At 44.8% G+C, this 13827-nt stretch carries 12 protein-coding genes and 1 tRNA gene; 1 reads left to right on the top strand and 12 read right to left on the bottom strand.

Going from position 1 to position 13827, the window contains the following annotated elements:
* Positions 1 to 64 precede the first annotated feature (64 nt).
* Complete coding sequence (locus tag BLS44_RS19475; protein WP_090391906.1) at positions 65 to 301, top strand: hypothetical protein; 237 nt, start codon at positions 65 to 67, stop codon at positions 299 to 301.
* Between the two features lie 199 nt (positions 302 to 500).
* Here the strand turns inward: BLS44_RS19475 and BLS44_RS19470 are convergent, their stop codons facing one another.
* The 12 genes from BLS44_RS19470 to BLS44_RS19415 form a co-directional block, all read right to left on the bottom strand.
* Positions 501 to 1073 carry an SHOCT domain-containing protein gene (locus tag BLS44_RS19470; protein WP_090391905.1) on the bottom strand — a complete coding sequence of 191 codons (573 nt, stop codon included), beginning with the start codon at positions 1071 to 1073 and terminating at the stop codon, positions 501 to 503.
* Between the two features lie 7 nt (positions 1074 to 1080).
* Positions 1081 to 1509 carry a hypothetical protein gene (locus BLS44_RS19465; RefSeq protein ID WP_090391904.1) on the bottom strand — a complete coding sequence of 143 codons (429 nt, stop codon included), beginning with the start codon at positions 1507 to 1509 and terminating at the stop codon, positions 1081 to 1083.
* A 302-nt stretch (positions 1510 to 1811) separates the two neighbouring features.
* Entirely contained in the window at positions 1812 to 2405 is a 594-nt protein-coding gene (locus BLS44_RS19460) for a hypothetical protein (protein WP_090391903.1), read from the bottom strand.
* Positions 2406 to 2480: 75 nt separating this feature from the next.
* Positions 2481 to 3368 (bottom strand): hypothetical protein, encoded by an 888-nt coding sequence (locus BLS44_RS19455; RefSeq protein ID WP_090391902.1) that lies wholly within the window; start codon positions 3366 to 3368, stop codon positions 2481 to 2483.
* A 168-nt stretch (positions 3369 to 3536) separates the two neighbouring features.
* Positions 3537 to 3854: a helix-turn-helix domain-containing protein gene (locus BLS44_RS19450; RefSeq protein ID WP_090391901.1), complete on the bottom strand. Its 318-nt coding sequence runs from the start codon at positions 3852 to 3854 to the stop codon at positions 3537 to 3539.
* Positions 3855 to 4227: 373 nt separating this feature from the next.
* Positions 4228 to 4301, bottom strand: a tRNA-Asn gene (locus tag BLS44_RS19445).
* Positions 4302 to 4430: 129 nt separating this feature from the next.
* Positions 4431 to 6863, bottom strand: coding sequence for a TonB-dependent receptor domain-containing protein (locus tag BLS44_RS19440; protein ID WP_176954490.1), 2433 nt, complete (start codon positions 6861 to 6863; stop codon positions 4431 to 4433).
* Between the two features lie 26 nt (positions 6864 to 6889).
* Positions 6890 to 8020: a PepSY-associated TM helix domain-containing protein gene (locus tag BLS44_RS19435; protein WP_090391899.1), complete on the bottom strand. Its 1131-nt coding sequence runs from the start codon at positions 8018 to 8020 to the stop codon at positions 6890 to 6892.
* An 8-nt stretch (positions 8021 to 8028) separates the two neighbouring features.
* Entirely contained in the window at positions 8029 to 9228 is a 1200-nt protein-coding gene (locus BLS44_RS19430; RefSeq protein ID WP_090391898.1) for a hypothetical protein, read from the bottom strand.
* 11 nt (positions 9229 to 9239) lie between these two features.
* Positions 9240 to 11630 (bottom strand): TonB-dependent receptor, encoded by a 2391-nt coding sequence (locus BLS44_RS19425; protein WP_090391897.1) that lies wholly within the window; start codon positions 11628 to 11630, stop codon positions 9240 to 9242.
* Between the two features lie 221 nt (positions 11631 to 11851).
* Positions 11852 to 13051, bottom strand: a complete 1200-nt coding sequence (locus BLS44_RS19420) for a hypothetical protein (protein ID WP_143019854.1) — start codon at positions 13049 to 13051, stop codon at positions 11852 to 11854.
* Positions 13052 to 13103: 52 nt separating this feature from the next.
* On the bottom strand, positions 13104 to 13769 hold the full coding sequence (locus BLS44_RS19415) for a hypothetical protein (protein WP_090391895.1): 666 nt from the start codon (positions 13767 to 13769) through the stop codon (positions 13104 to 13106).
* Positions 13770 to 13827: the final 58 nt, after the last annotated feature.

The raw sequence follows: 13827 nt of genomic DNA, 5'->3' as shown, positions 1-13827 counted from the left end.
AGCATCTCACGGCATCACAAACATCGCATTGCGATAAATGCGACAACCTAATTCAACTTTATTTATGAAAATAAACCTTACTAAAGAAATTATAGCCCGGATTAACAAGGCTGATAATACAGGTCATTTAAGAAGTATGACAGTCGAAGAACTGGAAGTTGCCATTCGCCGCGGCCTCGATTTGTTCCATGCAAACGGGGGAGCATGGGATAATCTGGACCCAACAGGTAAAGCTGATTGTCTGGCGTTGGGCGCCCTTACTTTGTATAACTTGGTGTCTGATGAAAAGAACTACAAATAAAAACCGCTTCAAATGAAGCGGTTGAAAAATCAATCTTATTGTAAATTATGTTGGTTGTTTTTTGCGGCTTCTGTTATCTACAACTTTCAAACCAACCCTGCCAGACCTTATCCATCCAAGCCCCGCCCAACCAAAACACACCGCACCAAATATCTGAATACTTTCAGACATCTCAAAGATACACTTACTTTTGAGACATTCACTTTTTAGGATCCAATAATTTTTTCTTTGCCGCTTTGTATTCGTCTTCTGAAAGAGCACCGTCATCATATAACTTTTTCAACTTAATAAGTTCAGCCGAAAGAGATTTTTCGTCGTCAACTTTTGAATCGGCTTTAGTCTCTTTTTCCAAAGGAGAATCAGCTACCTTTTCATTTTTATAAATTATCGTTATAGCACTCTTCAGCGAATTTTCAAAATCGCGGGAAAGTATTTTCCATGCGGCATCTACACGGGGATTATAACCGGACCACGCCGCTGTCAAACCACCTACTTCTTCGGTTGCTGAAAGAAACTGATCATCTTTTGAATAGAAAAGTATCTTGGCGTAAATGTTTGGCTTTACCTTGAATGACATAGCAGTTTTTGCTTTTTGATAAACAAATCGTGCTTTAATGTCTGCCTTTGTTGAATCTTGGACAACAATAAAATTTAGTTCACCTATTTTCTTTTCAATTGAACCTTTTGGCTTTTGATCTTCACAATCGACATATATCTTTTGTGCAAACACTTGGTTTGATATAAGGGCTAAAAATATAAAGAAGTATCTCATGATTTTTTTATTTTGGTCTTGCGGTAAAGGTTAAATTCTCCAAACTAAATTCCAGAATTCCGCTGTTATTTCGGTAGACATTTACGGTCTGCCCCTTAATAAACAATTTTGGGAAATCGATTGAGTACGGCAACGAAATTGCATCTTCATCGTATGGAAAGCCAACAGCGCCGCTTGAAGAAAAATAAGTTTTGTAAGTCTTCCCATCATTGTTAAATACGATAGCTGTATGACGCTCCTTTTGACTTGCGGGAACGATCACAACCCCATTGAAAGTAAGACCCGGGTCCGTATAACTGTATTTGTTAGAAATAAAAGCAGACGATTGAAGTTCCATCGTGTTACGTTCTTTTTCAGATGGTCCAAGGTTTTCGTTTTTGCTACATGAGAGAAACAGCGTGATAACTAAGCTGAACAGTAATAGCGAATTTTTCATTTTAAAAATTTTGGTTGCTCCAGTCCCAAAAGCATTTAGTTGAAAATTAAAAAAGCGTGGGACATATAGCCAATGGTAAAAAGGCACTGGTATGCCTGCACCCCAAAAGACTAAAGCCCACGCAGAGCGTGAGCGTTTAGCTATGACACTTTGGGGTGCTAAAAATTACCAGTTTCTTTTACCCAATATCAGCTAACGCTTAATATTTTATTGGCCAAAAATAAGCTAAAGAAATGAAAAGCCACCCTGTAGGGGCGGCTTTAAGTCAAAAGAAATAGTTTCTATTTCCTCGTTATTTCTGTTTAAGAGTTTTGTGGTTTCAAGTGTTTCATCAATTCAAGCAGTACGTCGATTGGAATTGCATCGGGATCAAATTTAAACTTTTCTTCACCGTCGGGGTTGGATTCTGCGATCTTCGTTACATATTCGCCGCTTAGTTTTGAAAGTTCAGAAATATAGTCTTTTAACATCCTTCTCAATTCGTTCTGAATCTGTATTGGTACCTGAAACTTTCCCTCGGGGCTATGGCTGTTGAAAGTCTTTGTGTGAATGATAAAAGTAAACGCTTGGTCACCCCGAAGTTGTGCCTCCATTTTTCGGATTTCTGAAGCATACCAATCAATTTTTCCATCCCGGCTTATCAATGCATCATATGTCTTCTCTGAAGCTACGGCGATTGTCGTTTTTTCGATCGCAGACTGTTGGAGGGATGCCCATTCTTTATAAAATTGATCGTGTAAATTAAGGCTTCGCGATTTGTCTATTCTAAAATCGGTTTTCAAAAGCCGCCAAAAGTTGGTTTTTTTATGTGCTGCCTTGTCGCCAGCATTGAGCAAATCAAATAAGCGTTGCCTAAACTGTTCGTTCGTAATGCGTGTATTTTTCCGCTGCTCCATAAATAATTATTTTATTGATAGGGTATGCTGATACCCCCTTTTACGGCTATTATTACAAGCCGTATTTTCGACTTTTCAGTTTGTCAATAATTCCATAAATTTTTGCTTAATAGAAGTCTCCAAATCAGAAACAAAATTGTTTTTTTGGGCTTCCATTATTCGTTTAAAAATCGGACGGTATTTCTTAAATGCTTCACGATGATTAAGTCTGAAGTTTTCCCGCAAATCATCATTCATCATAACGCCCAATACCTTTTTTTCCTCTGCGGTCAATCCACTAAGATTCACGCCTTCCAGCTTTATCGAATTTTTCAATTGCTCGACTGAAGATTGTGCCATGATTTTTAAATTTTGCAGTTTAAATAAATCTGAAACCTTAATCGGTAACGGTAGTGACCGCGCAAAAAATTGCATTGAATGAATTTGGCTTTCCCAGCGAAATAGAGGCTTTGAAATAGCAAGGCCATCAACTTTTTGGGCAACAAAACTTTTGTTGTAGCCCTTAAGTGAATACCTTTGAAAATCGCATCGCGATCCGTAGGCTTTTCCCTTATAGGTCATTGGCTGAAATGGTTTTGCTTTATAGCTTTTCAAAACCGATACTGCTTTTACAGGGTCACATTCAACATTTACACCGATTTCGAGCGCCTTTACTTCCGCTCTTGACCAATCGACCTGCGTCACCTCTGAAATGTTTTGAATCACGGTCGGTATTTCGCTACAATAAAAATCATCGGAGTTGCCGCCACGGTGTGCGTACTTGTGAAGCGAGTTTTTCAAAACCATTCTTTCGGGATAAGCGAATAATTTCAAGTTATTCAACGATGTTTCGTATCGAGTTAATGTTCCTCGCGCATAATGGGGTACCCAAAGTATCCCCCGATCTTCAACCACTCGCCCGTCAGCCCGCAAAACTGAAAGGGGTGGGGGTTCCGCCAGCATCAAATTAATGTTGTCGAGCATTTTTTTAGAGATGCTGGTCTAAAAAACGTGCTTGTCCCCAAAGAGACCTATCAATTGTCGATAGGGTCGAAAGCACATACCAAAAATTTGAAGCTGCAATTTTGGAACAGACATGCCGTGTCCTTCTCCAAAGGAATTAACGGCATTGATGCATATACTCATGCCGTTTTATTTTTTGTGTGACGCAATAGCGGAATCGACCACTGTCTGAATTTCAAAGGAGTTTTTTGCCCGTGAAGATCGCACCCACGCTAATAGTTCACTTTCAAAAAAGAAAAGCTTGCCACCTTTTTTATATCGGGGTATTTCAGTTTTCTGGTAAATGGTTTGCTTAGCAAGACCGAGTATCTCGGCAGCACGTTGAATGTTTATCGGAGATTCCTGCTGTGACGTGTCAACTGGCTCTTTGGAAAGAATAAAATTGATTTTTTGGTTGATGTCTGCCAAAATTGACGGCAAGGCATCAAATGACAATGTCGGTGTCATACTGTGAATTAAAATTGCGCACCCGTGCGTGCTATTAGAAAATTTTTAATTCACTTCGTTTTTGCAGCCCGCTTCATACATTGCAACACCTAATTTTCCGCACGGGGAATAGTTTTTGCACCTAAGAAGTCTCTGCAACACCGAGGCGACCTACAATTCATGACCACCGTAACAAGGCCGTTTGCCATGACGCAACGAACTTAATTCGTCATTTCGGTATGCAATTTTAGATTTTTATAAAGCTTTATAAAAATCTTTATATCCACATCTTGTGGAAACTTCGGAAGCCGTTATTTGGTTGATGTTTGCAAATTGTTTGCAAGCGTTAAATTAAAAAAGCAGTTACGTTAACGTAACTGCTTGATTATCATCGCTCCCCCTGCTGGACTTGAACCAGCGACCCTCTGATTAACAGTCAGATGCTCTAACCAACTGAGCTAAGGAGGAATATATTCCTAACAGCATGGTACTATTAAGGGTTGCAAAAATAAGGGCCTTTTTGGTTTTATCAAAGTTTTTTGCCCCTTTTTTTATTTTATACCGCTCCTTTATCTGCTGACGCTCACTGTTTCAGCATTACCGGATACGGCTTTGAATGTCCTCACTGCCGGTTTTGCGCCCGGCGCCCGTCTGCTGCCCGCCAAAACGATACGTAAAGGAAAGAATGGCCCCACGACTGTCCAGCCAGATCTTACTGCTCATGTTGATATTCTGATAACGCGTCTCATTGCGGAATTGCTGTGATTGAAAAAGATCGTTCACCGCCAGCTTCAGACTCCCTTTTTCTTTGAGTACGGTTTTTTGAAAGGCGGCCGACAGTACGTAATAGGCCTTCTCTGTTAGAATACCATATACCGCCTTTGAGTAATAAGCGCCATTACACTCCGCACTAAACCCCCGGCCTAGCATAAAGGTGTGCTGCATCGTAGTACTGAAGCTGGTCATGCTGTTCCTGGAATCCGGCAACTGGTATTCGTTGCGGAACAGGTTTGCAAAATGGGTGGCAGACCACCAGGAGGTATAATTGAGCTGTGCAGTAACACTGATGCCATAATTGACCAGCGCCTGCAGGTTGAGGGGATGCTCATACGTGGTATTAGTGGCGTCCTGCTGACCCGTTACCCAGGTGATGACATCAGTGGTCTTACTGTAGTTAAGTGCCGTTGTGTACCGGTTCTTCAGCACATGACTCAATGTAATATGCTGTGTAAGCTCCGGTTTTAAATAGGGATTGCCCTCGTAATACAGGGAAGGATCCCGGAACAGCCGGAAGGGATTCAGCAACCCGTAATTGGGGCGCTCGATCCTCCGGCTATAGGCGGCTTGCAGCTGGTGTGTTTCATTGATCTTTTGGCTCAATGCCAGGCTGGGAAAGAGCTGGAAATAATCCCTGTTGAAGACCTGTCCTGTGGTAAGCTGGTTGCCGGTGGTCTTTGTCAGCTCCCCCCGGATGCCGGCCTGCAAACTGGTTTTTCCCCGCTCAAAAATCCCGTTAAGATACCCCGCATGAATCTGCTCCTCGTATTTAAAATGATTACTGGCCGTGGCATCCTGCTGCCACTCGTCCGCGATCCGGTTCTCATACTTCAAATTGTTGTCGGCCTGTGTAAAAGAGCTTTTTACACCTAGCTCCCATTTTACTTTTTCGTTGATGCGGTCCGTATAATCTCCTTTTGCCACATACACGTCTGTTTGGGAAGGAATATTCCCTCTCCGCTGCTCCAGGCTGCCGCTTGGGTAATCGGTATTGGGCTGCGTATACGTGTCCAGCGTCAGATCGGAGCGGAAGCGGTTGGGCACAACGTCCAGGTCCAACGTTAATTCCCTTCCTTTTTTGGCAAACCGCCGCGCATAGTTGAGGTTATAAATAAGGCTGGACCAGTATTGCCGGTCTTTATTCTGTGTAAAGGCATTGCTGAGCAATCCCTCCGCAGCTGTGAGCAAATTGGTGGTTTGACTGTGATGCCGGTAATCACCCACATTGCCGTTTACCAGCACCCCAATACTGTTCATACTGTCCGGTGCAAAATCAATCCCCGCGCTGAACTGCTGCGTGTGAAGCGGCTCATCTGTTTCTGTACGCTGTACAGAAGTACGGCCCGCACGGCCGTTCTCATAAAAATACCTTACAAAATCGAGGTACTCGGTTTCTCCCCTGAAGGCATAATTATAGTTACCGTAGATATTGAATTTTTCCGTCCGGTAATTCAGGTTGAGCCCCGCACCATAACGGGCTTTACGGCCGGCTCCGGCATCTGCTGTAACCGTTCCGTTCAGGCCTTTCTGCACGTTTTTTTTCATTACGATGTTAATGATGCCAGCATTACCAGCTGCATCGTATCTGGCAGAAGGATTAGAAATGATCTCAATTTTAGAAACCGATGAAGCGCTGGTTGCCTTTAATAAAATGGCCAGCTCCGATGCAGAGAGATACGTACGTTTTCCATTGAGCATAACAGATACCCCGGGTTTCCCCTTAAGCGATATTTTACCTTCTGCATCTACTTTTACCCCGGGCGCACGCTCCAGCAGTTCCAGCGCGGTATTTCCTGCTGATAGAATGCTGTTCTCCACATTCAATGTCATTTTATCAATGCCCTGCTCAACGATCCTCCTCTTACTGCGTACCACAACACCTTCCAGCTGATGGTTCGCTTCCAGCTTTACAACCAGCGGAGACGTTGTAAGTGTATTTCTGCTTACATTGAAGGCCGGGATCTGCTTTTTGTTGTAACCAGAACCGGATACGGTTAATTGATAGGAGCCATCCGCAAGCGCAGCAAGAATAAATATACCAACCGAGTCTGCCATTAACTCCATGATCCCCGTTCCATCCTTCTGCATCACATTTATGGATGCATAAGGCACGGGATCTCCCGATTCAGATTGTACAAGGCCCTGTACCTGGGCTTTGACGCAGCCGCACCAGATCCCCATACTGAAAACAGCACAAAAAACGGCTCCCTTAATGGCATTGGCTGCCACTAACCACTTATAAATCGTTATCATAACCGGATGCTTTATGGATATCCGCCCTAAGAGGCCGGAACGGATCTTGTTTTCCTTTTTGATTTTTTTCGTTTCCCCCACCAGATGTAAAACCCGGTAATGGGCAAACTGGCGCATATTAAGCTGGCCAGGAAATAGATGCTTTTACTGAACATTCCTGCAAAAGCACCTACATGCAATGTGTAATTCATCTTTCGCACTTTATCTGCAAAGGAAAGATCCTTTAATGCAGGGCGTGTGCTGTTTGTAAATGTACGGTCGGTCTGTTTAAAATAAAGATCACGCCAGTGCCCGTTGATCATATCCGTACAGGCATAAATAGGTTTTGTTTCGTCTTCGGGGAACGAAACAATAATTTCATTCCTGTGATACAGGGCAATATCATCCTGCACCATACGCCATACTTTATCCACATTTTCCAGCATGGGCGTTTTTGAGGCCTCCAGTACCTCTTCTCTCGGGCGCTGCTGTACCGGTTGTGTATTGCCTCCGGTAAGCCAGTACACGCCTTTATTAAACCAGGAAAAACTCATGATCAACCCGGTAATAGCCATCAACAGAGCGAGCAATAGCGTATAAAACCCCAACACATTGTGCAGGTCGTAGTTTACCCGCTTCCACCGGGCACTCCATTTTATTTTAAAGCTCTTGTTCATGTTGGCCCTTTTTAAATTTTTGGGCCACCAAAGAATAAGGCCGGTGATCAGCAGCAAAAAGAAAATAAAGGTTGCCCAACCGATAATGGGCTTTCCGATATGATCGGGCAACCAAAGATGCCGATGTCCCTCATCAATAAAATGAAAGAAATCTTCATGATCTACCATGGCCATAATGGCCGCAGTATAGGGATTTACATATACCATCGAATCGGAGTCCAGGCTGAAATGCGCGGTACGCTCCGCCCCATGATACCATACGGAATGAATTTCCTTTCCGGGCAATGCTTTTTTTACAGCCTGGTATAGGACTGATGGTGGCAGATAATCCCCACTGGCGGGCTTTTCCACATGCAGCCAGGAGGAGGTAATACTTTTGATTTCCTGCTCAAACACTAAAATACAACCGGTAATGCCCAAGATTACTACCACGATCCCCGAGGAGAGCCCTAACCACAAATGCAACCAGGCATTGATCTTTTTCAGTTGTTTTTTCAGCATAAGATGGATCAGTTATATTTTGCCAGTCTGCTTACCGTACTGGCTCCTTCCAGTTTGGCTCCCTTTGTAATAACTCCTGTTGCGGCATTGTACACGTATATAAAATAGCCCTCCTGTGTTAGTGCGGCAATTTGCGCGGTATTTCCATCGGTTAAGATATCAAACGCATAGGGCGAGGGAATGGCCGCGGGGATATTTAATTTGGTCTTTGTTTTGTTTACCACATCTACCACATAATAGCTGGCAATATACTTGCCGCTGTAGTCCTGCCAGGTTGCGATCTGCGTTTTATCAAAGATCTTGATAATGGCTTTTCCATTGCCCAGGTAAAACATATTTGAAGCTTCTTCCTTTGTTCTGTCTGTAAGTTCAAACTCATAGGTTTTATCAATTGCTGTTTCACCGGTTTTTACACGGTAAATGGAAAAAGAGCCCCCGGTTTCGCCGGCGATCCAGATTAACGGGGAGTTCAGAAAATATACATAGCCATTATCGACAAAGGTAGCCGGACCACTGAGGTTATAGTGCGCAGGTTGGTTAAACCGGGTGTCTTCCGTAAGTGTTACATTATCCGCATCGGGGAAATTCATCGTAGCCAGGTAGGTTTTACCCACGGGCAAACTTGTTGTTGCATTGGTTAAATTAAAGGACAGGTATAATTTATCACCGGCAAATGCAACACTGTTACCCCAATAATAATGATCTGCTGCCGGGGCGGGGATGTTAATGCTCTTGCGCTCACCAACCGCCATTGTTTCTACATTCACAGAAACAAAATCGAATCGCAACCCATCATTCATGCTGAATAAAACCAGCGTTTTATCATCTTTCCACGCAAAAAAGCTGGCGTAGCTGGCCCAGGAGATCTGCTTAAACGGAACCTCTTTTACAATCGTGTTTACTTTATTGCTGGAGGTAAATTTTACCAGGTTGCCTGCATCATTGATGCCGTAGAAGAATGTTCCCCGCTGCGTAATAATGCCGATGTTGGTTTCCGCCCCGTTATTTGCGGTGGTTAAGGCCCCCTGGTTCAGGTCAGAAGTATTGAGGATATAGGTTGCCGCCGGCGTACCCGCACTTACCACTACGCCATAATTTTTTTCGGCCTCTGGTTCCGGCTGGGGAGCATCGTCTTTGGAGCAGGAAACCAATCCCAGCAGTGCCGCTGCCATCAATAATACGCGTTGTTTTTTTATTGCGTTTAACATGTTTTGAATTTTTATTTTATGAAGTATCTGAATTTTATAAATACGGCTCGTCCCGGCTTTTGCAGCCGGAAATTGTCATAGGCCAGCGCGTTGGTAAAATTGTTGGCCTCTACTGCCACATTGTACCGGCCATCATCCAGCGCATAGGAAAGCGCGGCGTTATGTACCAGCTGGGTAGGTATCTTATTTTTTGATTCCACACTGCCCCGGCTTTCCCAGTTCAGATAAAACCAGTTTACAAACTGACTGGACAGCGTTAGCTGGAGGCGCGTTTTGCTGGTAAATACATCATTGTACCCCATGGAGAGCCCGGCATTAGCGTAAAACCAGGGCTGATTGGGAATACGGTCTCCATAGGTCATATCTGCTATTTGCGTACCGGGTTCATATTTTTGACGGCTAACGGCATTTTGATAGGTGGCATTGACCATAAAGTTGAGCAGGCTGCTATACCCATACCGCAATTCCATTTCTGCTCCGCTTATACGCGCTCCCGATAAATTATCATAGACAGAATATACGCCGCCACTGGGCATAAAGTAGATAAAGTCTTTGGCGTTCCTGTAAAACCAGGAGCCTTCCACATCGATCCGGTGTTTATCATTTACCGGTAAATGATAATACCCTCCAATATTGATATTGTTGCTGTTCTCCGGCTTCAGGTAGATGTTGGATGTGATATCCAGCCCATTGCCAAACAGCTCTTCTCCTTCCTGTAAGCGGTAGGCATTTTCAAAAGAAAATTTAATGCCGGCGGCATCACTCAGCCGGAACCGCGATGCGATACCATACCCATAATAGCTGTTTGATATTTCAGCATCTTTTTTAATATAGGTTTGATTTTGTGAAAACACCGCCTCGCGCACAAAAGCATTGTAGTTATAAAACTTTCCAAACAGGGTAGTGGTCAGTCTTTTGTCCAATGCATTGTTTTGATAGGCCAGCCCTGCTACGTGCTTACCAATGGTATTGGGCAGATCAAAGGAATTGGTTTTTATAATGCCCAGATCTTCCGTGGCGGTTCTTCCAAAATGACTGTAATTGTAATTTGCGTTGATACTGTTGTTTTCATTGATATCGTAGCTAAAGTTGGCTCTTGCCAGGCTTGCTGTATTACGATAATGATAAATGGTCTTTACCCCGTAAAGTTCTCCGGCTGTGGGTTCAGCCCGTCCTCTTCCGCTCCAGGAGTACACATAATTAGCCGTATCCGGCACGTAAGACCGCTGGATGGAAGTAGCCGCAAATAACGTGGCAGTAAGCCCCCTGATCAGAAAGTGCTGCTTTTTGTATTTTATGGAGGGCATAAAATACGTTTCGTTATTGGTAACCTCCCCGATTACTTTATTCTGCGTAGCACCGGTCTGTATTTCCCTGTACATATCAGAATACAGTACATTCAGCTCAATTTTATCGGCCCAGCTTTTATTGGCCAAACCAATACCCGCCTGGCCCATGGTAGAACGGTAGGCGCTGTGAAAGCGGCGTACGTCTTTTTCAACCAGCTCGCCATGCTCTTCCACCTTTATGGCCGCATCGTATTTAGGATTGCTGCGCATGAGGTAGTTATTATCCGAATAATTGTTGTACCCGTTCAGACTGAAGATAAGGCCGGTTTTTTTATCGGTGTACCGGCCGGAGAGGGCGGCCCTGCTGGTATTAAAGGATCCGTAGCTGAAGCTGGCGTCCAGGTAGCGCGGCGTTTGCTGATTGGTAATAATATTTACCGCCCCTCCCAAAGCATCCGCGCCCAATGCCACGGGCACCACACCCTTGTATACCTCGATCCGCTCTGCCAGGTTTACCGGAATATTATTCAGGCCCATAGAAGTACCAAAAGACTCCATGGGCACGCCGTCAATAAAAAACCGGACCTGGCGGCCGGAAAGCCCATTCAGTGAAAAATTGAAATCGGAGCCCAGACCACCCTGCTCTCTTACTTTTACACCCACGCTGCGGTTTAAGATCTGGTTCAGGTCGGCCGTTGTATTTTGCAGGCTTTTCAGGTCGATGGCGTTTACCGCATACCCCGATTCGCGCAATTCCGCTACCGCTGTTCTGCTTTTGATCACCACCCGCTCAAGATCTGTTACCCCGGCGCCGAGGGTGAACTGCAGTTCCAAGATCTGGTTTTCTTCCAGGGTAACAGCCTCACTCACCGGCTGAAACCCGACAGAAGAGATCTCAATAATGTAGCGCCCCGGAGAAACATTTTTTATATCAAACCGGCCATTTTTGTCTGTTTTGGTCCCTTTTTTTGTGCTTTCTATAGTTACAGACGCGCCCTGAATGACGGTGTTACCATCCGTCACCGTACCCGTTAGCTGCGCCATATGCTGTGCCCGGCCCCAAAAGAAGGCGCCCAGGAAGCCCGTCAATAAAAATAGTTTAAACCGGATCATTCTTGTGCTGTTACGCTTTATTGAGTAGTAGCATAAGAAACGGTTTACCGAAGGTGGTCCGAAAAATTTTTTTTCCCGGTCTGAAGACGGTCTTTTAAGCGGAATTTCTATGGCGTCCGGGGCATTTTATGCCGCCACATCTATAAAACGATTTCTCACCGTGGCTGGCTAAAAGCTGGCCCAGCAGGAAGGGATCTGTATAATAGTCTGTACGAAACGGCTTACCGGGTACCGGGCTGCAAACGATCTATGCGCAGGATAAAATCGGTGACGCCGGAAAGCTGTAGCCCTTTGGAGAGCCGGTCGTTCTGTATATCGTATTTCCAGATGTAATTTCCGGAGTCCGGGTTGTTTACAGCAATGTAGGCCGTGTTGCCGTTTACCAGCACGCATTCCTTCCGGGTTCCTTTGTCCAGCGGCAGCGGCAATTTTTTGATGACCTGCTGTTTTTCGATATCCAGCAGGTAAAACTCAAAATGCGGCACACTGTAGTGGTCCGATAACCCGGTGAACAGATCCTTTCGCTCCGCACGAACCAGCGCCCTTCCATTGCCCAGGTACCAAAGCCCGTAAGCATGGTTGTGAATTACAGATGCGGAAAGATTAAAGAAATAGTTCTTGTCGGTTCCCATGCTGTTGGCTGGTATGCGCAGGATGGCCGTTGGTGCGGTAGGGTGGTGGCCCATGGCAATGCCGGGGCAGGTCATAAAATAAAAATTGCCCTGCTCGTCTGTAAAGTCATTGCGTTGAATGGTGTTGATGCCCCCGGGGTAGGTAGACCGCCATTCTTTTTCAACAGCGATCCGCTCCATGGAAGGAAACTTTAATGTAGCGACATACATAGTATCGCTTGTTGTATAGGTTCCGTTCTCCATTGCCGGATGAAACGTGTAACCGACCAGCAAGCGGTCCTTTCTTTTTGTTACAAAACCAATAGAGGCAGACTTATAAATACCCTCGGGCCGGGTAATATCAAAAGCGCCGGAAGCGATCACGGTCATTTTTTGCGTGTTCAGCAGGTAATAGCGTCCGGCATCAGACGCGGTATTTAGTCCGCTTAGCAACAGGCTGTCTTTACCCACCCACAGGTAATTTTCTTCTCCGTAATCGTTTAGGGGTATGGCCGCTATTGCTTTCAGCTGCCCATTCTGCAATTGGTACCTGGTAAATATTTTTGACCGGCGCCGCAGGTGGTAATAATATCCGTCCCTTATAATAATGTTCCGGGAAACAGAGTCCGGCAGCATTTCGGTGACCTGTTCCGGGTAAATAATGCCGCTGTCCAGGTTATCCACACCAATGATATACTCCTGGTTATTTTTATCCAGCAGGTGCAGGCTATAGGGTAATGACCGCTGTTTTTTATCCGGCGCATGATGGCAAGCAGCTACGCCAAACCCCATACCGATCCAGACAATCACCTTCCACCAACTTTTTTGTATACCGAAGCTCAGAAGGTGTTGCTGCTTTTTTTTAGATACCAAACTGATGAATAATTTTTTTCTGAATTCCGGGGGGTAAATTAATAAGATTTTTTTCATTTACCACAATCAATCCCAGGTTTCCGGATTTGCTGTTGAGGATAATATAGGTCTGCGCTTTTTTAAGTCTTATGGTTTGGGTACTGCCCTCAAAATGCAGTTCCATATCTTTTTTAGGAGATATTAAAATACTTCCGCTCAGATCAATAGCACCGCTTTGGGCATCAACAAGGGCGGTGGTTTCCGGGCCAACAGCCAGGTTATAGGTTTGGGCGCTGATATGGCTTACTCTGGAATCGGAATTGTTTTGAAAAGCCTGAAGCCCCTGCTCCGGGTCTGCAGCGGGGCGCAGATACATGTATGCAGCTCCCAACAAGGCCAATAGCAGTGTAGCAGCTACGGCTCCTCTCCAAAAGGCATAAACCGTTGCGCTTCTTTTTGGAGCGGGTTGTACCGGGGGCTCCGTTGTATCCGCTTCCGGAAGAATGGAAGCGATCTCGTTCCACATATCGTCCCTTGCAGATTGCGCACGTTCCTGGCTATGCAGGATCAGCGGATCTGTTTCATTGTTGAACAGCCATTCATTCACCGCCTGCTCTTCCTCAGGAGTGCATGTGTTTAAATGATACCGTTTTAACAAATCTGCGTTGACCTTCATCCGTATGCTGTACTATAGAACAAATGTAGTAAAATTATATGCTCTCCCTGAAAACAGG

The organism is Niabella drilacis (assembly GCF_900101395.1).
GTDB lineage: Bacteria > Bacteroidota > Bacteroidia > Chitinophagales > Chitinophagaceae > Niabella > Niabella drilacis.
The sequence above is the reverse complement of the archived record's forward strand: the minus strand, read 5'-3'. Positions and strand labels throughout refer to the sequence as shown.

What these genes read in the sequence shown, in the direction of transcription:
- BLS44_RS19440 (WP_176954490.1), bottom strand. Translation starts at nt 6,863, where the DNA reads ATGATAACGATTTATAAGTGGTTAGTGGCAGCCAATGCCATTAAGGGA.
- BLS44_RS19415 (WP_090391895.1), bottom strand. Translation starts at nt 13,769, where the DNA reads ATGAAGGTCAACGCAGATTTGTTAAAACGGTATCATTTAAACACATGC.
- BLS44_RS19425 (WP_090391897.1), bottom strand. Translation starts at nt 11,630, where the DNA reads ATGATCCGGTTTAAACTATTTTTATTGACGGGCTTCCTGGGCGCCTTC.
- BLS44_RS19470 (WP_090391905.1), bottom strand. Translation starts at nt 1,073, where the DNA reads ATGAGATACTTCTTTATATTTTTAGCCCTTATATCAAACCAAGTGTTT.
- BLS44_RS19450 (WP_090391901.1), bottom strand. Translation starts at nt 3,854, where the DNA reads ATGACACCGACATTGTCATTTGATGCCTTGCCGTCAATTTTGGCAGAC.
- BLS44_RS19430 (WP_090391898.1), bottom strand. Translation starts at nt 9,228, where the DNA reads ATGTTAAACGCAATAAAAAAACAACGCGTATTATTGATGGCAGCGGCA.
- BLS44_RS19435 (WP_090391899.1), bottom strand. Translation starts at nt 8,020, where the DNA reads ATGCTGAAAAAACAACTGAAAAAGATCAATGCCTGGTTGCATTTGTGG.
- BLS44_RS19460 (WP_090391903.1), bottom strand. Translation starts at nt 2,405, where the DNA reads ATGGAGCAGCGGAAAAATACACGCATTACGAACGAACAGTTTAGGCAA.
- BLS44_RS19455 (WP_090391902.1), bottom strand. Translation starts at nt 3,368, where the DNA reads ATGCTCGACAACATTAATTTGATGCTGGCGGAACCCCCACCCCTTTCA.
- BLS44_RS19475 (WP_090391906.1), top strand. Translation starts at nt 65, where the DNA reads ATGAAAATAAACCTTACTAAAGAAATTATAGCCCGGATTAACAAGGCT.
- BLS44_RS19465 (WP_090391904.1), bottom strand. Translation starts at nt 1,509, where the DNA reads ATGAAAAATTCGCTATTACTGTTCAGCTTAGTTATCACGCTGTTTCTC.